We start from the raw sequence: 23367 nt of genomic DNA, 5'->3' as shown, positions 1-23367 counted from the left end.
TAATCGAAAGTGCCCGGTGAAGATAACAAACCGTCCGAAGTAATGAAATGCGATCGCGATCTCATTATGTAAATTCGTTTAAAAATCGCGCTATCTGCGGTGTATTTGCGCAATTCATGAGAAATTAGCGATTTATATGAAAAAAGGGTTGCAACAAAAGCTCAGCGGAGTATAGTGCGCATCCACGGACGCGGGGTGGAGCAGCCTGGTAGCTCGTCGGGCTCATAACCCGAAGGTCGTCGGTTCAAATCCGGCCCCCGCAACCAATTACAATGAGAATGCAAGTTTAGACGGACGCGGGGTGGAGCAGCCTGGTAGCTCGTCGGGCTCATAACCCGAAGGTCGTCGGTTCAAATCCGGCCCCCGCAACCAACTTAATGAACACCCTTACGGGTGTTTTTTTGTATCTGTCGTCTGGTCCGCAACGACAGTGCGGGCAGCATCCTACTTACCCGCGCAATAAACTCGCCGTCATCTCAGGTTAACTTCTTCTCGCCAGCGTCGCCCCATCGGCAAAATACGCTTTAATGCCCGCCAGAATCGACTCTGCGACCTGTTGCTGGAACGTCGCGGTCTTGAGCTTGCGTTCTTCTTCAATGTTACTGATAAACGCCGTCTCGACCAGAATAGACGGAATATCGGGCGCCTTTAACACCGCAAACCCCGCCTGCTCGACCTTGTTTTTATGCAGGTCATTAATTTTACCAAGCTGCTTCAACACCGCTTTACCGAATTTCAAACTATCGGCAATGGTCAGCGATTGCACCATATCGAACATCGTATGGTCGACATAACGGTCACCGCTTTTGCTCACGCCGCCAATTAAGTCCGAGGCGTTCTGCGTTTGCGCCAGATATTTCGCCGCGGTACTGGTGGCGCCTTTGGTCGATAGCGCGAATACGGATGAACCGCTAGGCTGCCGGCTGGTGAAGGCATCCGCATGAATAGAGACAAACAGGTCGGCGCGCTGTTTCTGCGCTTTCGCCACCCGGACTTTTAACGGAATGAAGATGTCTTCATTGCGCGTCATATAGACCTTCATGTTGCCTTCTTTTTCGATCAACGCGCGCAGGCGGCGGGCTATCTGGAGCACCACGTCTTTTTCACGCGTTTTGTATTTGCCTATCGCGCCGGGGTCTTCGCCGCCGTGTCCCGGATCAAGCATAATAACAATGGGGCGGTCGCGCCCCGCTTTACCGGGCTGCGGCCCGCTTTGCGAAGGCGGCACCTGCTTATCCAGATCGCCTTTATTGTAGTCTTCCAGCAGCGCCAGCAGCGGATCCTGCATATCCTGCGCATTGGCAGGATAAAGATCCATCACCAGACGTTCTTTAAAGCCTGCCACAGGCGCCAGCGCAAATAGCTGCGGCTTCACGTTTTGTTTTAGCTCAAAGACCATACGCACAGTCTTAGGATCAAACTGCCCTACCCTTGCGGATTTGATATACGGATCGTCGCTGCGAATCTGCGCGCCAATGCCTTTAAGCACCGAGTTCAGATTCACATCCTCAATATCTACTACCACGCGGTCCGGGTTACTTAAGGCAAATTGTTTATATTTCAGCAGACGATTCGACTCTACCGTGACGCGGGTATAGCTGGACGCAGGCCAGATACGCACCGCAACGACCTGGCTTACGGCAGCCAGCCCGACCTGGCTCACGCTTAATAGCCACATGGCGCCCGCGCCTTGTAGTAAACGGCGACGGCTGATTGCTGAATTGGCTCCCGACATGCTTCTCCCGAGCAAAAACTAAATAGAGATCATACAAAGTTCATCCAAATTGACCGGAAACTTTAGCGAATGACGCATAATCTGTCATCTATAAAAGGGTAAACATTCTTTTTATATTCACGGCATTACTAAGAAAAGCGATCGGACCGCATAAAATTTACGCTTGCACAGAGAGCAAAAACAGAATAAAAATACACTAATTTCGAATAATAATTCACTAGTGGGGCGCGCAATGATAAAGGAACGTAAAACCGAACTGGTAGAAGGGTTTCGCCATTCAGTTCCCTATATCAACACCCATCGCGGAAAAACCTTTGTCATTATGCTCGGCGGCGAAGCCATTGAGCATGACAATTTTTCCAGCATCGTTAGCGATATCGGGCTACTGCATAGCCTCGGTATTCGCCTTGTCGTGGTGTATGGCGCGCGACCGCAAATCGACGCCAATCTGGCCGCGCATCATCATGAACCGATTTACCACAAAAACACGCGGGTGACGGACGCCAAAGCACTGGAGCTGGTGAAACAGGCCGCCGGTTTACTCCAGCTTGATATTACCGCCCGTCTGTCGATGAGTCTGAACAATACGCCGTTGCAGGGCGCGCACATTAATGTCGTCAGTGGCAATTTCACCATTGCGCAGCCGCTGGGCGTTGATGATGGCGTGGACTACTGTCATAGCGGCCGTATCCGGCGCATTGATGAAGATGCGATCAACCGCCAGTTGGATAACGGCGCGATCGTTCTGATGGGGCCGGTCGCCGTCTCAGTGACCGGCGAAAGTTTTAATCTGACCTCAGAAGAGATTGCCACTCAACTCGCCGTTAAACTGAAAGCGGAGAAAATGATCGGTTTCTGTTCTTCTCAGGGCGTTACCAATAGCGAGGGCGGCATCATTTCTGAACTCTTCCCGAATGAAGCGCAGGCGCGGGTGGAAGAGTTGGAAGCGCAGGGCGATTACAACTCCGGTACCGTACGTTTTTTGCGCGGCGCGGTAAAAGCCTGTCGTAGCGGCGTTCGTCGTTGCCATCTGATCAGCTATCAGGAAGATGGCTCGCTATTACAGGAACTGTTCTCGCGTGATGGTATCGGTACGCAGATCGTCATGGAGAGCGCCGAGCAGATCCGCCGCGCCACCATCAACGATATTGGCGGTATTCTGGAGCTTATCCGCCCACTGGAACAGCAGGGCATTCTGGTACGCCGTTCCCGTGAACAACTGGAGATGGAGATCGATAAATTTACCATTATTCAGCGCGATAATATGACTATCGCCTGCGCGGCGCTGTATCCTTTTGTGGAAGAGAAAATAGGCGAAATGGCCTGCGTTGCGGTGCATCCGGATTATCGCAGCTCATCGCGTGGAGAAGTGCTTCTGGAGCGGGTTGCCGCCCAGGCGCGGCAAATGGGGCTGCGTAAATTGTTTGTGCTGACGACGCGCAGTATTCACTGGTTCCAGGAGCGCGGTTTCACGCCTGTCGATATTGAGTTACTGCCTGAGAGCAAGAAAAAAATGTATAACTATCAGCGACGTTCAAAGGTGCTGATGGCGGATTTAGGATAACGAGGGGGGCCTGATAGCGCTGCGCTTATCAGGCCTACGCTCGAAATCATCATTTGGAGGCCGGATAAGACGCTACGCGTCGCCATCCGGCGAGAACTCGTCTTATCCGGTACGACTGACTTCATCAAATAAGGTGGCTAATCCGCTGCGCCGCTCCGTACGCGTCACAATCGCGCCTGCCAGGATCCGTTCATCGGCATACAGCGATAACCGCCGCCGCGCCCGCGTAACAGCGGTATACACCAGCTCCCGCGTCACGACCGGCGAACGTTGGCTGGGTAAAATCAGCGCGGCGTGATCAAATTCAGACCCCTGTGATTTATGTACCGTCATCGCCCAGGTTGTATCATGTTCCGGCAGACGGCTGGGCTGAACGGATTTGATCGTGCCGTCCGGCATCACAAACCAGACGCGTAACCCCTGCCCGCGATCGAGCGCAATACCAATATCGCCGTTAAATAACCCCAGCGCGCTATCGTTGCGCGCAATCATTACCGGACGCCCTTCATACCAGCGAGAATGCGGGTGTCGCTGAATTTTTCGTTGCTGCACCATCGCCTGCTCAATGCGGTCATTCAATCCCCTCACGCCAAATGGGCCTTCGCGCAGCGCGCAAAGCAGTTGATACTCATTGAAAGCCTGCAGGATTGCCTCCGGCGCCGCTTTTTCATGCAGCAACCGCAGGTAGCGACCATAGCCCGCCAGCGCTTCATCCAGCATCCCGGCATAATCGTCGCTGCTTTGCAATGTACGCTTCTCTATATCGCTAAACCCCTGCTGAAAAACAGCCTGGATTGCCGACCTGTCGCCGCAGTTAATCGCCGCCGCCAGCTTGCCGATGCCAGAATCGCTGCCGAAACGGTAGCTCTTTTGCAACAAACAGAGGCTATCGCGTAAAGACGCGGCTTGCATTCCGGCCCCCGCCGGAATGGCGCTCCCTGTGAGTCGACTTAGCTGTCGGGCGCGTTCCGCCGTAAACCCTGCGTTGACATAGGCGCAAATATCGCCCAACACAGCGCCCGCCTCAACGGATGCCAACTGATCGCGATCGCCAAGAAAAATGACCCGCCCGTGCGGCGGCAGAGCGTCAATCAAACGTGACATCATCGGCAAATCAATCATTGATGCTTCATCGACCACCAGCACGTCCAGATGCAGCGGGTTGCCCGCATGATGGCGTAATCGCTGGCTGCCGGGCTGTGCGCCCAGCAGTCGGTGCAGCGTACTGGCGTCCTCCGGTATACGCTTTTTCTGCGCATCGGTAAGAGGAAGCTGACGCAACGCCGCGCCGAGCGACTCCGTCAGGCGTGCGGCCGCTTTCCCGGTCGGCGCCGCCAGCCGGATACGGCAACGTTCGCCATCCGCCATTTGAATTAATGCCGCCAGCAGCTTCGCGACGGTGGTGGTTTTACCGGTGCCGGGACCGCCTGAAATCACGGAGATACGGCGAGTTAGCGCTACGGCGGCGGCCACCTTTTGCCAGTTCACCTCGTCTGTCGGAGGGAATAGCGCGTCCAGAATACGGGATAACTGATCTTCATCTACGGCGATGGCCTGGTTAACCTCGTTAAAAAAGCGCGCAACCGTACGCTCGTTGCACCACATGCGATTCAGGTAGAGGCGATCGCCGCACAGAATTAACGGCGCGGGGCTATCGCCGCAGCTAACCGCCGCAGACGCCAGTAACCGCTTTTTCCAGTCAATTGGCGTAGCCGTTTCGCTTATCCAGGCGACCAGTAAGGGATGCGCCTCCTCTGTTAACGTTAAACGCGACAACGGCAGACACACGTGACCTTCACCTGCGTCATGACTAAGCAGCGCTGCCGCCAGCGTCACGGCGGGATCGTCGTTACCGGCGACGGTTAAAGCAAACTGGGCATCAATGGGCCGTAAGAGTTTTTGTTCAACGGCCTCCAGCAACCGCTCCTGGATTGTCATTGCGCCTCCTCACTCATTTCACCTGCAAACATATCATCCAGTTGGTTAATTAACGCCGCCGCAGGACGAGTGGTAAAAATACCCTGCTGCGGACGTTCGCTATCCACCCCGCGTAAAAAGAGATAGATGACGCCGCCGAAATGGCGTTCATAGTCGTAATTCGCCATGCGATGACGAAGGTAACGGTGCAATGCCAGCGTATAAAGCTGGTACTGCAAATCATAGCGATGCGCCTGCATCGCCGCAGCCATCGCCGTCTGGGTATAAGCGGCGCTATCCTCGCCCAGCCAGTTAGATTTATAGTCGAGCAGGTAATAGCGCCCCTCATAACGAAAAACCAGGTCGATAAAGCCCTTTAACATGCCGCGAACCTGCATGAAATCCAGCGCAGGGCAACCTGCTGAAAGCGGGTCGTACCGACGAATCAACGCATCCAGCTCTCCGGCGGTAAGCGGCTGGGCAATCGGCAGATAAAACTCCATTTCGACCTGTTTTTCACGCTCGGTCAGCACGCTCAGACTAACGCCCGTCTCGTTAAGGGGAACGTGTAACACGGTGTCCAGCCAGCGGGTAAGTACGGGCTCCCATCGCGTTTCAAAACCACTCAGCTCCAGTTTTTCCTGTACCCATTGGGGGTCTATCGGTTGAGTAAAATCAAGCTCTTCAAACAGGCTGTGCAAAAATGTTCCCGGCGATGCCCCGCGAGGAAAGTGATGCGGCGTCATTGCCGGCGCTTCCGCCGCTTCGCCAACGCCTGCGGCGTCAATGTCGAGACGAGGAATAAGATCTTGCGCCACGCTATGTCCCCGCTGCTGCAAACCGGAATAACTGGTGACGCGCCAGCTATCATAAAGCAGGCGTTGCAGCGTTCTGGCGCTGAGTTCCGCGTGCGATGCAGCGGCAATTTGCCAGCGGTCGTTATCCGTATTGCCTGGCGTTCGACACACGATATCCTCGTCGCATAGCGCCTCAATACAGGCGCGAAGGCCTGCGGCATCCATCGGTTCGCCTTTTTGCAGGAGTCGCCCAAGCGCGCTTTGGTGCACATCCGTCTCGCCTTTCTTATCACTGCGACGCCGCACCAGCGGCGCGACGCCGAGGCTGCAATGCCACACTGCACGGGTCAGCGCGACATAAAGTAGGCGCAGGTCTTCCGCCAGGCGCTCGGCTTCCGCCAGTGCTACGCTCTCTTCGGCGTGACTAAGGTCCAGCACCGCCTCGTAGGAGTGCCTGTCGTGATAAAAAGCCTGGTCCTGCACGCGGAAATGGGTGATAAAAGGTAACCAGACCAGCGGGTATTCCAGACCTTTCGATTTATGAATGGTGACGATTTGCACCAGATGCTTATCGCTTTCCAGACGTAGTTGCTGGCTGGAAGCATTGCTATCGGGTTCAAGGATATGCTGCGCCAGCCAACGCACCAGCGCATGTTCGCTTTCCAGCTGCGAACCGGCTTCCTGTAACAGCTCGCTAATATGCAGAATATCCGTCAGCCGACGTTCACCTCCCGCCGTCGCCAGCAGGTTTTCAGCAATATTGCGCGCCGACATTAGCGCGCGCAGCATAGGCATCACGCCGCGTTTATGCCAAATCTGTCGGTAGCCATCAAACTCTTCGACAACCGCATCCCACGCATTTTCATCATTGTTAAGCGTTTCGATATCCAGCGCGGTAAGGCCCATCATTGATGTCGCCAGAGCGCTACGCAGCGTATTCTCACGTTCGGGCGCCATCACCGCCTGCAACACCCACAGCATCTCCTGCGCTTCGAGCGTTTCGAATACGCTGTCGCGGTTAGAAAGATAGACGGAGGGGATCGCCAGTAAGGTCAGCGCATCCCGTATCAGCGCGGCTTCCCGCCTGCTGCGCACCAGCACGCTAATATCCGAGGCGCGAACGGGCCGCGACGAATCGCCGTTCGTCAGCAGCGCGTCGCCCGTTTGCCCGGCACGCAGCCAGTCGCGAATTTGTGTGGCGCACACCTGCGCCATATAACTTTGATAATCGCCCGAACCGCAGCTTTCTCCCTCCATTAGCCACAGGGTCATCGCCGGTTGAGGCGCGTCATTCACTTTAAATTGCAGCGACTGGTTTCTGGGCGCAAACTTTACCGGACTGAAGGGAATATCGCGGAACATAAAGGCGTCATTCATCTGACTGAACAGCTTGTTAACGCTATTCACCATCCCCGGCGCGGAGCGCCAGTTAGTGTCAAGGGTATAGTGCGCGCTCACTTCGCTGCGAGCCTTCATGTAGGTAAAGATATCCGCGCCACGAAACGCATAAATCGCCTGTTTAGGATCGCCAATCAGCAATAGCGCCGTATCGGGTTGATGTCGCCAGATACGGCGAAAAATACGGTACTGTTGTGGGTCGGTATCCTGAAATTCATCGATCATCGCCACCGGAAAACGGGTACGAATCGCCGCAGCCAGCGCCTCGCCGCTTTCACTACGCAGCGCGGTATCTAAACGGCTGAGCATATCGTCAAACCCCAGCTCGCCGCGCCGGCGTTTTTCCTGAGCCACCGTTTCACGGATCTCTGATAGCGCTCGGGTAAGAACCAGATCTTTAATCGATAGCGGTTCGCCCAACAGGTTATCAATGGCGACAAACAATGGGTGCTGGGGCGTCACGCCGCCAGCTTTGGTGCGCTCAGCTAAAAAACGCTGTGAAAATTTTCCCAACGCCTCGGGTAATTGATAGTTTTTCGTCTCTTCTTGCGCCCACGCGGTGATCTTTTCGATCCATTTCGCCTGATTGCCGCGGTTGAACTTTCTGCGATCGATGCCGGATGATTCGATCAGCGCGTCCAGCTCGCTAACCACCTCACACCACTGCTGCTTCACCTGGTTGATGCGCGCCAGGATCTGTTCATGACGCGATGCCAGCGTCTCCTCCTGCGATGGCGGCGCTTTAATGACCGGCGCTTCGCCCTGCAGATAACGATCGATATCCTTTAAGAGCGCCTTCGGTCCCTTCCACACGTCAAACACCACCTGCGCGATGTCGCGCGGCAGCGGATAGCAATGACGCCGCCAGAAATCGGCGCAGGCCTGATAACGCAACAAAGATTCGTCTTCAATAAGCTGTTGCTCAAACAACATACCGGATTCGAAAGCGTTCAGGCTGAGCATACGCTGGCAAAAACCGTGGATGGTAAAGACCGCGGCCTCGTCCATTTGTCGTTCCGCCAGTAATAACCACTGCGCGGCCTGCTTTTTGTCGCTAATTTCTTCCAGCAAGCGGGCATACAGCGGATTATCCGTGCTTTCCCGCAGACAGGCGATGCGCAACTCATGGATATTACTGCGGATTCGCCCACGCAGCTCTTCAGTGGCGGCCTCCGTAAAGGTTACCACCAGCAGTTCTTCAACGGTCAACGGACGGGGAAATGCGGCACTGCCGCCTAAACCGAGCAATAACCGCAGATACAGCGCCGCGATAGTAAACGTTTTGCCTGTGCCCGCTGATGCTTCAATCAGACGCTCGCCTGTAAGGGGCAAGCGCAGAGGATCAAGAGTCTCGGCGACATCATTCATTCTTTTCGCTCATTAGAGGTAACGTTTGCTGCAATGCGCTGACGTTATCCCACACTTTCCAGCCTGTCGGATGCACGTATTCTGCTTTTCCATTCTGGCTACCAGCAATCTGTGACAATATTGCCATACCTTGTGGTTCCACCACCGCCTGGTGGAAGAAGTCGGCAAGCTTTTGTGGCGTCAGCAATTTTATCTGAGCGATGATTTTATCACGCGAGTCAAAGCGCATATTACCCCGATCGAAATCCTTGCTTAAACGGGATGCTTCTTCGCCCAACGTTTGCGGCGCCTGGCGCATTTGCGTAATGATCGCCTGCTGAATTTGGGCGAACTCTTCCGGCTTCATCGCCCTCAGCTTCGCCTCGGCGTCAGGGAAAAATGCCTGATAGCGTTGCCACAGGTAAGAGGGCTGTTTATCGTTGCTCTGTAGCAGGAATCCCATTCCCCACTGACGGCCAACGCTCATCGGAAAGGCGAAAACGGCGTATCCCAGTTGCTCTTCGGTTCGTAGCTGATTGTAAAACCACGGTTGAACAATCTGACCTAACATCGCGCTGTAGGCGGCGCTGACATACTCGTCGTAGCCGACCGGGACAAAGACCGCGGCTAACGCGGAGTCGGTGCTACTGCCCGCTTTTTCAAATATTACGGACTGCTTTTTCTCAACCACCACGTCTTTGTTACGACACCACGCCGATCCGTTCGCCGCGAGCTGTTTTTGAACATCTTGCGCCAGAGAGGTCGCCTGGGCTTCGCTCATATTCCCTATAACCAGAAATTCCGGACGAGCGCCCGTTTTTAACGCATTACGATAGGCCATCACCTCTTTCAACGTAATGGACGGCAGCAAAGCGCGACGTTCATCACGGGAAAAATAAGGCACCTGCGAAATCATCTGCACTGGCATAATCGCCTGTTCGTAGGCTTTTCCCTTCTCCGCAGAATCCATCATCTGCGTATACCAGGATTTCGCCTGCGCCAGCTGTTCCTCCGTGGCGTCGTAGCTAAAATATCCTTCCAGCAGCGCCAGGAAAAGCTGCGGCAAACGCTGGGTATAACCGTTCGCAGTGACCATCAGACCATTGTTGGCGTTAGTGGAAAAGCTAATGCCGCCCACTGCCGCCTGGTTGCTGAGCTGATCGAGCGCCATTCCCGCCAGATAATCATTAAGGGCGAACAGTACCTGATTGCGGGCGCTGTCCATCGCCTGCGGGTTACGCAATACCACGCTCACGTCAGCTTTTGGCTCGCTGGCGAAATAACGACTCGGCGCATAAACCACGCGCAAATCCGCTTTATCGACAATCAGTTCTGGCCGCACGTAGTTTTTGTCATTCTTCACAAGCGTAAAATCATCAGGAATATAGGGGTTTAACTCCGGTAGCGACAACGCAATGCCCTGTGCTTTTTGCTGCCAGTTTTTAAACGTCTGTTCGCTAATCTTATCGACCTGATAAGGCGCATCCACAAAATACGCAATCTTATTATGGGGTTCCTGGGGACTGATGTACCAGATGCGCGCATTCTGCGGCGTCATCATCGCCAGGCGATTTTTGATAGCGGCAGGATCGTAACGATCGGCGATATTCGCCGCATCCAGCGTATGCGCTACCGGGACGCGGATCATAGTGTCCGCCAGCCATTCGACATAGTCCATATCGCGGGTAATCGACGGATAGCGGAAGTCGAGATCCAGCACATGCGCCAGCTCGTCAAAGTAACGTTTGTCTATCCCTTTTTCACGTAACGTATTGAGATAGCTAAATATAGCTGCGACGACTTCATCACGATTGGCCAAACCTTTATCGGTCAGCGTTGCCGAAATGGCAAATACGCCGCTGTTACCATTAACAATCGGATCGGAATCCGCGCTAATACCTTCGACCAGTCCTTGTTTTTGCAGCCAGTCAGAGAGCGTCCCCGGGCTACGATTGCCAATCAGATAAGAGACCAGTTCATCGGTCTTGCTACGGAACTGCGCGCTATTGTTATCAATACGAAACTCCACGCGCAGCACTTTACGCGGTAGCGCCGGTACGTAATGAATAATGATGCCCTTCTGCGCCTCGGTGATGACAGGTACGTTAATTTCCGGTTTTTTAATCTGTTTATTCGGCACGCGACCATAGGTTGCGGCGGCAATACGCGCCAGTTCCGGCAAGGGTTTATTACTGTAAATCACCGCCTTCATCAGATTAGCTGAATAGTATTTTTCATGAAAAGCGATCAACGCCTGTTGCACCGGATTTCCCGGCTTATCGCTTAGCGTTTCCAGATTGCCGCCAGAAAAGTGCGAGCCTGGATGCGCCGGGTTAATGGTTTCGGCGCTTACCTGCGCCATACGCATACCGTCGCGGGTGCGCGCCATCGTCAGCTCGGCATTCACCGCGTTTCGTTCGCGTTCGGCGTATTTTTTATCGAGCAATGGCGCGGCAATGGCGTCGGCCAGGCGATCTACGGCGCCTGGAAGCGCGTCGTTTTCAACCTCCAGGTAGAAGGCTGTTCGATAAGGCGCGGTGCTGGCGTTGTGGCTACCGCCATGTCTTTTAAGGTATTCGGCAAGGCTATCCGCCTGCGGATATTTTTTTGACCCCATCAGGCACATATGCTCAAGATAATGAGCAAGCCCCTGATGAGCCTCAGGATCTTCAAGCGATCCAACGGGCACCACTAACGCAGAAAGCGACTTTACAGCCTGCGGATCGGATACCAGCAACACCACCATGTCATTATCAAGACGTATCGCCTGATACTGCCGGGTATCTTTATCGCTTTTACGGATAGTTTCTTGCAGCGGTTGCCAACCGATATCCGCCTGAACTGCAGGCCCCCAGAGGGCGACCAATAACAATAACGCTTTGAACCAGGTGCTGCGGGGCATTCACGGACCTCATCATTAACTTTCATTCCCACTCATCTGTATGGCCACGTAAACCATCGACCTGAGCAGAACGGGATATTATTGTGCTGAACCAGGCAGCATCTTTTTATCAGTAATCAGTCCGTGACGAAGAGCGCATCATAGTCGAAGCCTTTTAATTACGCGATTTTCATACAATCAACGAGACTGATTAAAACGAAACAGCGGTAACAGGTAATGTCGGGACTGCGCAATGATAGCCTGCAACGTTTCAGATTCCAGCTGACGCCAAAGACGTTGATACCAGATATCTTCGCCTTCGCCGCTCACCATCATGTTGCCTTCATAAGCCTGTAAAAACTTTGTCCTGGCCTTCTGTAAGGTATCATCGTCGTCTAACATGACATCATTTTCAGCGTCATAACAGGCTTTTATCCATGCGCCGCCGCTTTCCGGCAGTACCAATAGCGGAGAAGACATGCCTTCCCGGTAGCCTTCAATCAGTTGCGCCAGGTAAGCCATTGCCTGCGCTTTATCAAGTGGCGGAAATCGCCACTCTCCCTCTTTGCGCAAAAACAGGCGACTTTCGCCACTCCCGCCGCTGGCACAATAGACAAGGTGTTCCAGCCAAAGTTGCACACCTTGCGCCACGCTGATTAAAGCGGGACGCCAGCGCAATAATCCATCCTCCTGTACCTGCGGTAGCCAGCCGGTTAGCTGAACGCCATTGCAAAGCAGATCCACTTCCAGGCTTTGGCTCGGCTTACGACAGGCGATGACCCGGCTTGCCAGTTGCTGCATCTCCTGACATTGCGCATCCCAGAATATTTCGCCAAACGCGCCGTAAGGCAACTCTCCCGCAGCCCGGAAACGGCGGAACAAGCGTTCGGCGTCGTCCTCTTCAACCAGCGTATTGAGCAACTGTTGGTTAAGTTGATATCGCGTCAATCCCTCTAATTCAAACGGTTCCGCATCAGGAATCTCACTCTCTTCCGAGCGGAAATTAACCTGAAGCCGCATCTGAAAAAATGCGCGTACCGGATGGGCCCAAAAACGCTGCAGACTTTCCAGAGTCAATGTTTCCGGCATCGTAAAAGGAAGCGGCTGCACAAAGTCAGAATGCGCTTTCCCCGACTGACTCGCCGCAGGCAACCACTCTCTGGCATAACTTTGCTGTTCGCCGGGTTGGTAATTTTGCGCATCAAAAGGCATACGGGTATGCAGACGCGTAATATGCGCTTTGATTCGTGCTTCGCTCTCATCACAGGTCAGCGTTTCGTCGCCCGGCAAATAGTGGCTTTGCCCGATGTAATCCACTAACTCTTGCACCAGTACAGAGGGAAAGCGTTCGCTATTATCCTGGATGGAGCGACCGATGTAGCTGATATACAGCGTCTGCTGCGCCGAGATTAACGCTTCCAGAAACAGGTAGCGGTCATCGTCGCGACGGCTACGATCCCCGCGCATGGGTTTTTGGCTCATCAGGTCAAAGCCCAACGGCGCAAGCTGGCGCGGGTATACGCCGTCGTTCATTCCCAGCAGGCAAACGACTCTGAACGGAATGGAACGCATCGGCATCAGCGTACAAATATTGATGGGGCCCGCCAGGAAGCGCTGGCTAATACGTTCCTGATCCAGACGCTGCGCCAGTTCATCCCGCAGTAGCGAAATCGGTACCGCATCGCCATATTCCGCCGCGACACCTTCGGCGATAATGGCCTGCCACTGCTGTTCAATCAATGTCATTGCCGCTTCCGTGTCCGCATCGGGCAGGAAGAAATCATTGAGCATGTCGCGACAAACGGGCAACCACTCTTCCAGCGGTCGCTCCTGCGCCAGACCGCGCCGCCAGATATTAAGCTGCATCAGCAGCGAAGCCAGATGCCCGACCAGCTCAGCAATCAGACCGCTGGATTCGTCATAAGGCAGAACCGACTGCCACTCGCCCTGGGCGCTTTCCATCGCATACCCCAGCAGCATACGCGTCAGGCCAAATTGCCACGTATGCTGCCCCGTGGCAGGAAGTTCCAGCTCTCGTACGTTGTCATCGTCAATTCCCCAGCGAATGCCTGACTCATTGACCCACAAGCGCAAATAACGCAACCCTTCTTCGTTGATCGTAAAGCGGGCAGCCAATACCGGTACGTCTAACAACGCCAGAACATCCTCGGAGACAAAGCGGCTGTCCGGTAACGAAAGTAGGCTGATAAATGCCTGTAACACCGGATGTGACTGACGCGCCCGCCGATCGGAAATGGCATAAGGCAGATAGCGCTCCGTTGGCGCGCTACCAAATACCGCCTGGATAAACGGGCTATAGCTGTCAATATCAGCCACCATAACGATAATGTCGCGCGGCGTTAGTGTCGGATCGGCTTCCAGCATCGCCAGCAGGCGATCGTGCAGTATTTCCACCTCGCGCTGCGGGCTGTGACAAACGTGAAAAGAGAGGCTGTTATCCTCAGGATCGAGCAGACGCTTATTGTCGCTGCGCGAATACTCCTCAAGATTTACGCCCGCCACCGCATGGCTTTCCAGTTCAAGGATATCCGCCTGAATCCGATGCAAAAGATTATCTGGCGTAATATCAACAAACGCATCCAGCTCCTGGCTGTTTTCCAGTTCAGATAGCAGGTAGATATAATCCCGCCCCAGTTTTCCCCATGAGGCCAGTAGCGGATTACCGATATCCTGTTCACCGTCGCTGTTAAATAAGGCTTCCGGATTCTGATTTTCACGGAACAGCGGTAAATGACGGTCTTCAAAACTGTGACGACGCTGGCGAGCCATGAGTTTTGCCAGCCAGGCTGGGTCTTTAATATCCCCCCAGTAATACCGACACGGATTAGTAAAAAGGAGATGGATTTCAATATGTTTACCCAGCGCCTGCAATGCTCTGAGATACACTGGCGGTAACGCGGAAATGCCGCAAATAAAAACGCGGGACGGCAACCCTGGCGGGCAGGCGGTCGCGCTCTCCAGCGTTTGAATAAAGCGTTGGTAGAGATTGGCGCGATGCCAGCGTGGCTGCCCCAGCGCGGCGGTATATTCCACCAATGCTTTCCACAGCGGCGCCTGCCAGTTTTGCGCCTCCCCCAGACCTTCCACGGTTTTTCCCGCTTCCCACTGCGTAAGCCAGTCAGGCCGATAAACCAGATACTGATCGAACAGGTCGGCAGCGCGCGCGGAAAGCTGAAAGAGTTTGCGTTTATCGGTGTCGTCGGTCAGATAATGGCGCAGCAGTACAAACTCATCCTTATCCAGCAACTGCGGCAGCAAGGTCATCAGTTTCCAGCTCATGCTTTGTTTGCTGAAAGCGCTTTCTTTGGGGATATCCGGCAACACGCGGACAAACATCTCCCAGATAAAACTCGCCGGTAACGGAAAAGCGATATTCGCCGCAATACCAAACTTTTGTGAAAGGGTCATCTGCAGCCACTGCGCCATACCCGTGCTTTGTACCAGAATCATTTCTGGTTCAAAGGGATCATCCAGCCGCTCGCGTTCGACGATGAATTCCATCAACGCTTCCAGCACATCCAGACGATTGGAGTGGTAGACCCTTAACATAATTACTCCTGACGATTAACGATTTGGACAATGCAAGCGCGTCATCTGCCCCTGCCTGCCAGAGGGTGAAACCATCGTGACGCTGATGCTGACACATCCCGATTGCGTTGTCTGCATCCGGTTGGCCTTCCAGCCTTCAGCAGGCGAAAATGGATACAGCGCCGTTTGCTGCCACGCCTGCCGCCAGATCTGAAGATACTGGTGTCGTAATGCAAAACTGTGCATTAATACCCGCTGATAGCCTGACAGCGCGGTGACGATCATTACCATTAGAACCATCGCCACTAAAACTTCCGGGAGGCTAAACCCGCGTTGTAAATTCAGGGGATGCGACATAACGCCACCTCTTTTAACGGACAAAAATCGCTCCAGCCGTGGGGAGAAAAGACAATGCTTCCCTGAATGACGTTGCCCAAACGCCATAACGTCATGCTGTCATCTTGCGCCGCCATCACCACCTCATCCCCCGATAATCTCCGCAAACAGACCCTCGCTCCTGAAGGGGAATAGCGCCGACATTCCATTTCGGTTACGCCTGACCATAGCTGCCCCCGCCCCCATTCCAGCGCCGACTGTACGAGCGCCTGGCGTTGTATCGCCATGCTCTGCGTCGTTACGCGGGCGGCATAGCTGGCCTGCTGCTGATTTACGCCTTGCAGTAGCAGACTACCCAGAATCAGTATTAAAAGCGCCAGTATTAGCGAAGAAGCGCCACGTTCCCGATTCACAGATTAAATCCCGTTACGCTGTATTGCGCGTCAATAACCGTCTGAGGCTCGGCTTTGCTGGCACCGCGCAGATGCAGCATGAGCACTGGCGAGAATCCCGTTATATCCCGGCGCTCAACGGTAAACGCCGTGATGAGTACCGTATTGGGATCGGTCATTTTTTCCCATCCCTTCCCCTGGCAAGATGTTGCTCCGCGTAATGTCTCCAGAACGTTATCCTTCATACGGAACCCGGTCTGGTCGGCCTCTTTCGCCGGTATGGTATCCCAGACCCCGTTATTATTCCCGTCCCACTGAACGATGACGCATTGCCCCTGTTCGGCAAGATGTAACCCTTCGCCAATGCAGTGGCCATGACAGTAACCCGCACGTTGAAGATGCTTCGCTACGGTATAGGCTCGCTGCCAGATTTCATCTTCCAGCGATAACTGTCGCGTGTTGTGCCAGATCTCACGCTGTAGCGCCGGTAAAAATCGTGCCGACCCAAGCAGTAAAATGGAACCTATCGCCATCGCCAGCACAACTTCCAGTAGCGAGAACCCCCGCGTGGTTATTGACACGTGGCGGCCTCGTTACGCTCGCATAGCCTGATTCGCCCCCAGGAGGAGACGACCAGACGCCACTCTCCGGCAGCGTTTTTCAGTACGATGTGCCCTGCCCATGCCGTATTGCGCAGGCCAAAGAAGGCTAACGACGGCGTGATATCGGCAAGGACGACATCACGCCAGTCGGGCGTAAACACAAAGGGGGAAGATGGCGTACACGATGTTTGCGTAGCAACAGAGCTGACAAAGCACCATGAACCGCCTTCGCTGACCACGCGAAGAATGTGATCGCGGTTATGCCAGTGAGCGTCCTCACGAAGTTGCAGCAGGTAATCCCGCACCTGACATGCGGTTTGCCACAGGCGCTGTTGCTGCTGCCAGCGTTGCCAGCCATAAAGTCCTGTGGCGCTGAGAATGATAATGAGCGACATCGCGACCACCGTTTCAATGAGCGTATAGCCCTGTTGTTTTTTCATGTCGGCAGTATGGCGGGCGGAAGAAAAATAACGAGCGCCAAATACAGATTGTTCGGCGCGTTACGGAAAAAAGTTCATGTCTTGCAGCGCGTTGCAAAATTTCAGGAATCCGCGCCGAAGATTGAGACGAAGGGTAAAAAAAACCGACGCGCAATGACGTCGGTTATGGCAGGATCGTCAGCGCTTAGATAGCGACCGGCGCTTTAATACCGGGGTGCGGATCATAGCCTTCAATTTCGAAATCATCGAACCGGTAGTCAAAAAGCGAATCGGGTTTACGCTTAATGACCAACTTCGGCAGCGCGCGCGGTTCACGGCTTAATTGCAGGTGCGTCTGCTCCATATGGTTGCTGTACAGGTGCGTGTCGCCGCCGGTCCAGACAAAATCGCCGACGTCCAGGTCGCACTGTTGCGCCATCATATGCACCAGTAACGCGTAGCTGGCAATGTTGAACGGCAGACCGAGGAACACATCGCAGGAGCGTTGATAAAGCTGACAGGAGAGTTTTCCATCTGCGACATAAAACTGGAAAAAGGCGTGACACGGCGCCAGCGCCATCTTATCCAGCTCGCCGACGTTCCACGCAGAAACGATAATACGACGAGAGTCCGGGTCGTTTTTAAGCTGGCTTAAGACCGTGGCGATCTGATCGATATGGCGGCCATCCGGTGTTGGCCATGCACGCCACTGCTTACCATAAACCGGGCCTAAATCGCCGTTCTCATCGGCCCATTCGTCCCAGATGGTGACATTATTTTCGTGCAGGTAAGCGATGTTGGTATCGCCCTGCAAAAACCATAGCAGTTCGTGAATAATTGAACGTAAATGGCAGCGCTTTGTCGTCACCAGAGGAAAGCCTTCCTGCAGGTTAAAACGCATCTGATGGCCAAAAATGGAAAGCGTGCCGGTGCCGGTACGGTCGTTTTTCTGTGTGCCTTCATCCAGCACTTTTTGCATCAGTTCTAAATACTGTTTCATGGTTCCTCAGGAAACGTGTTGCTGCGGGCGGCGGCGATATGCCCAAACCATCATGATCGCGCCTGCGATAATCATCGGGATAGAGAGAATCTGCCCCATGCTGATGTACTGTACCCACGCGCCGGTAAATTGCGCGTCCGGCTGGCGGAAGAATTCAACAATGATACGAAACGCGCCATAGCCAATCAGGAATAATCCGGAGACTGCGCCCATCGGACGCGGTTTGCGAATAAAGAGATTAAGGATGATAAACAGCACCACGCCTTCTAATGCCAGTTCATACAACTGGGAAGGGTGGCGCGGCAATACGCCGTAGGTATCAAAAATAGGCTGCCATTGCGGATGTGACGGCAGCAGCGCAATATCTTCCGCGCGTGAGCCAGGAAAGAGCATGGCAAACCGGAAGTCAGGATCGACGCGCCCCCACAATTCACCGTTGATAAAGTTGCCCAGACGCCCGGCGCCCAGGCCGAACGGAATTAACGGCGCAATAAAATCAGACACCTGAAAGAACGAGCGCTTCGTGCGCCTGGCGAAGATAATCATCACCAGTATCACGCCAATAAGCCCGCCGTGGAAGGACATGCCGCCGTCCCAGACGCGGAATAAATAGAGCGGGTTATCCAGAAACAGAGGGAAGTTATAAAACAGGACATAGCCAATACGTCCCCCCAGGAAGACCCCCAGGAAACCTGCATAGAGTAAATTTTCAACTTCGTTTTTGGTCCAACCGCTTCCCGGACGGTTAGCGCGACGCACCGCCAACCACATCGCGAAAACGAACCCCACCAGATACATCAAGCCATACCAGTGAAGCGCGACGGGCCCAATTGAGAAAATGACCGGATCAAAGTCCGGAAAATGCAGATAGCTACTGGTCATCTGTCACCACAATTTCTTGTTATTTCGCTGAAGAGATAGCGATTGATAAGCGCGCCTGCGCGTTGCAGACGCTCCAAAGGTGCGAATAATAGCACAAGGGTTAAAAGCGAGATGCCGATTACCGTTAAAAGATATGTATACGCATTGTCTTTCATCTTGCAGGCGTGTTGTCTGCGCCGTGAATCCACAGTCACTCTCTTTTCCCGCTCCAGTCGTTACAACCCTCCGCGAATCAATCCCCCCATCCCGCGGCGCTCCATAAACGCCGCCACCTGATGACGCACCTCGGTCGCCATCTGCGCCTCAAGGCTGCGTCTGGCAAGGGTTTGCGCGTCTTCAAAATCGATATGCCGCAGCAGATATTTCACACGCGCTACCGAACGGCCATTCATCGAAAGATGGCGATATCCCAGACCGATAAGAATCGCCACGCACATCGGATCGCCCGCCATCTCGCCGCACAAGCGAAGATCGAGGCCATTTTTTTCGGCTTCCTGCGCAATCATGCTCAGTGCGCGCAGCATAGCCGGATGCAGACTGTCGTAAATACTGGCCACGCGGGTATTGTTGCGATCTACCGCCAGGATATATTGCGTTAAATCGTTGGTGCCGACCGAGATAAAGTCGATCCGGTTAGTCAGATGCGGCAGCATAAATACCATTGACGGCACTTCCAGCATAATGCCGATACGCGGTTTCGGGATCGCATAGCCGATCATCTCCTCGACCTCGCGCCCGGCGCGTTCGATCAGACGCCGCGCTTCATCGACTTCATCAATACTGGTGACCATCGGCAGCAAAATGCTGAGGTTGCCAGTCGCCGCATTGGCGCGCAGCATCGCGCGGACCTGGATCAAAAAGATCTCCGGCTGATCCAGCGTAATACGGATCCCGCGCCAGCCCAGACACGGGTTCTCCTCGCTGATCGGCATATAGGGCAGTTGCTTATCCGCTCCCACATCCAGGGTCCGCAGCGTCACCGGTTTATCGTTAAACATTTGCAGCATCCCTTGATACTGCGCCACCTGCTCTTCTTCCGAGGGAAACCCGCTTTGCAGCATAAAGGGAATTTCAGTACGGTACAGGCCGATACCGTCGATCCGACTGCCTAACTTTTCCTCATGCTCGGGACTGAGCCCGGCATTCAGCATCACTTTGACTCGCTCGCCGCTTTTCAGTTGGGCGGGAAGATTGACGTCGTCCTCCGCCAGACGACTGAGTTCTATCTCTTCACTAATGAGCCGCTGATATTCCTGAATAAGCACGGGTTCAGGATCGACCAGTAATTCACCGCGATAGCCATCCACCACCAACGTACGGCGATGTAGCACCGAAGGTTGGATATCCGCGCCCATGACGGTCGGGATACCGAGCGCGCGCACCATAATCGCCGCATGCGAGTTTGCCGCGCCGTCGCGCACCACAACGCCCGCCAGCCTGTCCTGCGGCAGCTCCGCCAGGGTGGTCGCCGACAGCTCATCCGCGACCAGAATAAAACGTTCCGGCCAGGCGTTTGGCCCCTGAACTGAATCATCAAGGTGGAATAACAGCCGCTGCCCCAGCGTGCGTAAGTCTCCCGCACGTTCTTTGAGGTAGTTATCGGTTAGCGCCGCAAATTGCTCGGCAAATTTTTCGATGATTTTTTTAACGGCCCACTCCGCAACAGCGCCTTTGTCGACCTCGGCGAAGAGTTCGCGACGCAGTCTGGCGTCTGAAAGCAGGTGTGAGTACAGATCGAAAATGGCCGCCGTCTCTTTTTGCGCGCCGGCGGCAAAGCGTTTGCTGTATCGTCGGAACTCGTTCGCCGCCTCTTCCAGCGCGCCGGTCAATCGTTCGCGTTCAAGAGAGGTATCCAGCGTAGACGCTTCGTAAACCTGTTCCATCAGCGGCATGGTCGCGTCTTGCCAGCCCGTTGCGATAGCCACGCCCGGCGCCGCAGGAAGCGCGCGGATTCGCGTCTGCCGGTATTGCCCGAACAGCGCTGTGACCTGCGACTGTGACAGGATAGCCGCCATCTGCGTAGCGAGCGTGACGAGGAAAGACTCTTCGCTTTCATCGTACTGGCGCAATTCGCGCTGCTGTACGACCAGCACGCCGAGAAGTTGGCGACGCTGAATGATCGGCACGCCGAGAAACGCGCGAAAACGCTCCTCTTTTACCGAAGGAATGTATTTAAAGCTGGGATGTTTTTGCGCATCGGCAAGGTTAATGGGTTCCGCCAGTCTGCCCACCAGACCGACGATCCCCTCATCAAACGCAAGCGCAACGGTTCGACCACGCGGTTTTTTCAACCCCCGCGTCGCCATCAGGTAATAACAGCGTCGGTCATGATCGGCCAGGTAAACCGAGCAAACCTCAGTATCCATCGCAAGACAGATATCCGTGACCAGAATATTCAGCGCCTCGTTCAGACGCGGCGCACTGGCCACTTTTTCGACTATTTCGCGCAGGCGAGTGAGCATAATTTGCGTGGCTTAACCTCTTTTACGTCGATAAGCAGGCGCGCTTTGTAGCTTAGGGGGATTATCCTGAAGCGCCATGACAACACTTGCAAACTCTTTCATTACCCTGCGGTAGACATCGCGTTTAAATGACACCACTTGTCGAACCGGATACCAGTAACTTACCCAGCGCCAGCCGTCAAACTCCGGCGTACTGCTGGTTTGCATATTGATTTCGGCGTCGGCGCTCATTAACTGCAAAAGAAACCACTTTTGTTTCTGGCCGATACATACCGGCTTTGTGTCCCAACGCACCAAACGTTTTGGTAACTTGTAACGCAACCAGTTGCGAGTAGAAGCAAGGATCCGCACATCTTTACGGCTTAACCCAACTTCTTCAAACAGTTCCCGGTACATCGCCTGTTCTGCCGACTCCCCTGGATTTATCCCGCCCTGCGGGAACTGCCAGGAGTGCTGACCAAATCGCCGGGCCCACATCACCTGCCCATGACGATTACAAATTACGATACCTACATTTGGGCGGTAGCCATCGTCATCAATCACCGGACTACCTCAACATAAACCTTATATATGAACGATTGTTTCATACTCCAGTGAGGCGGTAAACCACTCTGTAATAGTGACACAGCCTAATAACAATTGAATAACTCACAGTAAATAGCCGAGTTATAAACAGATGATGACGCCCTTGCGCCATTTTATTCACCTTTTCTGTGGATATAGTTGTGAAGAAGTATGGAATTACCACGGGAAAACCCAGAACAGTCTGAATTCCTCATACTGAAAACAGTAAAAATAGTGCCTTATATTCATTGTGTTATAGACAAATCTTACATGCCACCTTCATAAAGCGTGACTAGCATCACATCTAAGATCCTTATGCTGATGAAAGATCAACCAGCGTCGGTTTTATCCACAGATTGTGCCAATAACTTACGCACTATTTGTCTGAATTTTCGATTTTCGTCGCACGTCAAGGCTGTAAATGGAAACAGTAGTAGTGGTTTTACACAGTTATCCCAACTTTCTGTGGATAACATAGTGTAAGATCCTGTTTATTGTCAGTGACCAGAATTGGAAAACCCGCTTCAGCGTTGCGCAACACGAAGAAACAACACAAAAAAGGCAATAAAAATCAGTCTATTGAATATAAGACACAGAAAAAGATAAACTCTGCCCATACGGTATAAAATCACTGCTCATTTTTTGACCTAAGGTAATTGTCATGTCCGCTCTTTGTCCGCTACTGACTCCGCCTGCTTCGGAAGCATTGCTGTTAGCCCAGGCGCGGCAGCTTTCCGGCTATACGTTAGGCGAGCTGGCGGCGATGGCCGGCATTACCACGCCTAAAGATTTGAAGCGAGACAAAGGCTGGATCGGTGTCTTGCTGGAGATCTGGCTCGGCGCCAGCGCCGGGAGCAAGCCGGAGCAGGATTTCGCCGCGTTAGGCGTAGAACTGAAAACCATCCCGGTGGATAGTCTGGGTCGTCCTCTGGAAACAACCTTTGTTTGCGTGGCGCCGTTAACCGGTAACAGCGGCGTGACCTGGGAGACAAGTCACGTACGGCATAAATTGAAGCGCGTGCTATGGGTGCCGGTCGAAGGCGATCGCAGCATACCGTTAGCCGAACGCCGCGTAGGTTCGCCGCTACTCTGGAGTCCGAGTGAAGAAGAGGACAGGCAGCTACGCCTCGACTGGGAAGAGCTGATGGACATGATAGTGCTGGGCCAGGTGGAACGCATTACCGCCCGTCATGGCGAAGTCTTGCAACTACGACCCAAAGCCGCCAATGCCAGGGCGCTCACCGAGGCTATCGGCGCGCGCGGGGAACCTATTTTGACGCTACCGCGTGGATTTTATCTGAAAAAAAATTTTACGCAGGCGCTGCTGGCTCGCCATTTTTTATTGCAGAATCCGTAACGTCCATTACACGCAAATGCGCCTCCGCTATGGCTACGCATCGGGCCGACGCCGGATAAACGTAAGCGTATTGTCGCCGCTATTTTACACCGTTCCTGGTTGCGCAAATTCAGCTTGGGCTTTCGCCCGTCACTCGACGGGCCTATAATTACCGCTTCTTTTTTT

General features: G+C 53.8%; 15 protein-coding genes and 2 tRNA genes. 4 read left to right on the top strand and 13 right to left on the bottom strand.

Annotated elements, in window-relative coordinates; genetic code table 11:
- The first annotated feature begins 189 nt into the window (after positions 1-189).
- Both NBA72_RS04130 and NBA72_RS04125 read left to right on the top strand, forming a co-directional pair.
- Positions 190-266 (top strand) — tRNA-Met (locus NBA72_RS04130).
- Positions 267-295: 29 nt separating this feature from the next.
- Positions 296-372 (top strand) — tRNA-Met (locus NBA72_RS04125).
- 109 nt (positions 373-481) lie between these two features.
- Here NBA72_RS04125 and amiC read toward each other — a convergent pair.
- A complete protein-coding gene (gene amiC / locus NBA72_RS04120) occupies positions 482-1735 on the bottom strand; it encodes an N-acetylmuramoyl-L-alanine amidase AmiC (protein WP_000011919.1) in 1254 nt (417 codons plus the stop codon).
- 232 nt (positions 1736-1967) lie between these two features.
- On the opposite strand from amiC, the gene argA reads away from it, so the two are divergent.
- The gene (gene argA / locus NBA72_RS04115; RefSeq protein ID WP_000588964.1) at positions 1968-3299 is read left to right on the top strand and encodes an amino-acid N-acetyltransferase; all 1332 of its coding nucleotides are present in this window, start codon (positions 1968-1970) and stop codon (positions 3297-3299) included.
- Between the two features lie 102 nt (positions 3300-3401).
- On the opposite strand, the gene recD is transcribed toward argA, so the two are convergent.
- The 12 genes from recD to rppH form a co-directional block, all read right to left on the bottom strand.
- Positions 3402-5237 (bottom strand): exodeoxyribonuclease V subunit alpha, encoded by a 1836-nt coding sequence (recD, locus tag NBA72_RS04110; protein ID WP_042948838.1) that lies wholly within the window; start codon positions 5235-5237, stop codon positions 3402-3404.
- On the bottom strand, positions 5234-8779 hold the full coding sequence (gene recB / locus NBA72_RS04105) for an exodeoxyribonuclease V subunit beta (RefSeq protein WP_042948837.1): 3546 nt from the start codon (positions 8777-8779) through the stop codon (positions 5234-5236). The genes recD and recB overlap by 4 nt, the downstream gene beginning before the upstream one ends.
- Complete coding sequence (gene ptrA / locus NBA72_RS04100; protein ID WP_001607828.1) at positions 8772-11660, bottom strand: pitrilysin; 2889 nt, start codon at positions 11658-11660, stop codon at positions 8772-8774. The genes recB and ptrA overlap by 8 nt, the downstream gene beginning before the upstream one ends.
- A gap of 177 nt (positions 11661-11837) precedes the next feature.
- Complete coding sequence (gene recC, locus NBA72_RS04095; RefSeq protein WP_042948836.1) at positions 11838-15209, bottom strand: exodeoxyribonuclease V subunit gamma; 3372 nt, start codon at positions 15207-15209, stop codon at positions 11838-11840.
- 15 nt (positions 15210-15224) lie between these two features.
- Positions 15225-15545: a prepilin-type N-terminal cleavage/methylation domain-containing protein gene (locus NBA72_RS04090; protein ID WP_000019294.1), complete on the bottom strand. Its 321-nt coding sequence runs from the start codon at positions 15543-15545 to the stop codon at positions 15225-15227.
- Positions 15530-15937 carry a DUF2509 family protein gene (locus NBA72_RS04085; protein WP_042948835.1) on the bottom strand — a complete coding sequence of 136 codons (408 nt, stop codon included), beginning with the start codon at positions 15935-15937 and terminating at the stop codon, positions 15530-15532. The genes NBA72_RS04090 and NBA72_RS04085 overlap by 16 nt, the downstream gene beginning before the upstream one ends.
- A complete protein-coding gene (locus NBA72_RS04080) occupies positions 15934-16497 on the bottom strand; it encodes a prepilin peptidase-dependent protein (RefSeq protein WP_042948833.1) in 564 nt (187 codons plus the stop codon). Before NBA72_RS04080 ends, NBA72_RS04085 begins: the two co-directional genes overlap by 4 nt.
- Positions 16488-16958, bottom strand: a complete 471-nt coding sequence (locus NBA72_RS04075) for a prepilin peptidase-dependent protein (protein ID WP_000744668.1) — start codon at positions 16956-16958, stop codon at positions 16488-16490. Before NBA72_RS04075 ends, NBA72_RS04080 begins: the two co-directional genes overlap by 10 nt.
- A gap of 184 nt (positions 16959-17142) precedes the next feature.
- A complete protein-coding gene (gene thyA, locus NBA72_RS04070; protein WP_000816247.1) occupies positions 17143-17937 on the bottom strand; it encodes a thymidylate synthase in 795 nt (264 codons plus the stop codon).
- Positions 17938-17943: 6 nt separating this feature from the next.
- A complete protein-coding gene (gene lgt, locus NBA72_RS04065) occupies positions 17944-18819 on the bottom strand; it encodes a prolipoprotein diacylglyceryl transferase (protein WP_000204645.1) in 876 nt (291 codons plus the stop codon).
- A 215-nt stretch (positions 18820-19034) separates the two neighbouring features.
- The gene (gene ptsP / locus NBA72_RS04060) at positions 19035-21281 is read right to left on the bottom strand and encodes a phosphoenolpyruvate--protein phosphotransferase (RefSeq protein WP_042948830.1); all 2247 of its coding nucleotides are present in this window, start codon (positions 21279-21281) and stop codon (positions 19035-19037) included.
- 12 nt (positions 21282-21293) lie between these two features.
- The gene (gene rppH / locus NBA72_RS04055) at positions 21294-21824 is read right to left on the bottom strand and encodes an RNA pyrophosphohydrolase (RefSeq protein WP_042948829.1); all 531 of its coding nucleotides are present in this window, start codon (positions 21822-21824) and stop codon (positions 21294-21296) included.
- Between the two features lie 682 nt (positions 21825-22506).
- On the opposite strand from rppH, the gene mutH reads away from it, so the two are divergent.
- Positions 22507-23202, top strand: a complete 696-nt coding sequence (mutH, locus tag NBA72_RS04050) for a DNA mismatch repair endonuclease MutH (RefSeq protein WP_001274930.1) — start codon at positions 22507-22509, stop codon at positions 23200-23202.
- The last annotated feature ends 165 nt before the right edge of the window (positions 23203-23367 follow it).

The sequence above is a fragment of the Salmonella sp. NW1250 genome (genome assembly GCF_051812965.1).
GTDB classification, from domain to species: domain Bacteria; phylum Pseudomonadota; class Gammaproteobacteria; order Enterobacterales; family Enterobacteriaceae; genus Salmonella; species Salmonella enterica.
The sequence above is the reverse complement of the archived record's forward strand: the minus strand, read 5'-3'. Positions and strand labels throughout refer to the sequence as shown.

Coding starts and splice junctions, on each gene's coding strand:
- amiC (WP_000011919.1), bottom strand. CDS start 1,735: ATGTCGGGAGCCAATTCAGCAATCAGCCGTCGCCGTTTACTACAAGGC.
- argA (WP_000588964.1), top strand. CDS start 1,968: ATGATAAAGGAACGTAAAACCGAACTGGTAGAAGGGTTTCGCCATTCA.
- recD (WP_042948838.1), bottom strand. CDS start 5,237: ATGACAATCCAGGAGCGGTTGCTGGAGGCCGTTGAACAAAAACTCTTA.
- recB (WP_042948837.1), bottom strand. CDS start 8,779: ATGAATGATGTCGCCGAGACTCTTGATCCTCTGCGCTTGCCCCTTACA.
- ptrA (WP_001607828.1), bottom strand. CDS start 11,660: ATGCCCCGCAGCACCTGGTTCAAAGCGTTATTGTTATTGGTCGCCCTC.
- recC (WP_042948836.1), bottom strand. CDS start 15,209: ATGTTAAGGGTCTACCACTCCAATCGTCTGGATGTGCTGGAAGCGTTG.
- NBA72_RS04090 (WP_000019294.1), bottom strand. CDS start 15,545: ATGTCGCATCCCCTGAATTTACAACGCGGGTTTAGCCTCCCGGAAGTT.
- NBA72_RS04075 (WP_000744668.1), bottom strand. CDS start 16,958: ATGAAAAAACAACAGGGCTATACGCTCATTGAAACGGTGGTCGCGATG.
- thyA (WP_000816247.1), bottom strand. CDS start 17,937: ATGAAACAGTATTTAGAACTGATGCAAAAAGTGCTGGATGAAGGCACA.
- lgt (WP_000204645.1), bottom strand. CDS start 18,819: ATGACCAGTAGCTATCTGCATTTTCCGGACTTTGATCCGGTCATTTTC.
- ptsP (WP_042948830.1), bottom strand. CDS start 21,281: ATGCTCACTCGCCTGCGCGAAATAGTCGAAAAAGTGGCCAGTGCGCCG.
- mutH (WP_001274930.1), top strand. CDS start 22,507: ATGTCCGCTCTTTGTCCGCTACTGACTCCGCCTGCTTCGGAAGCATTG.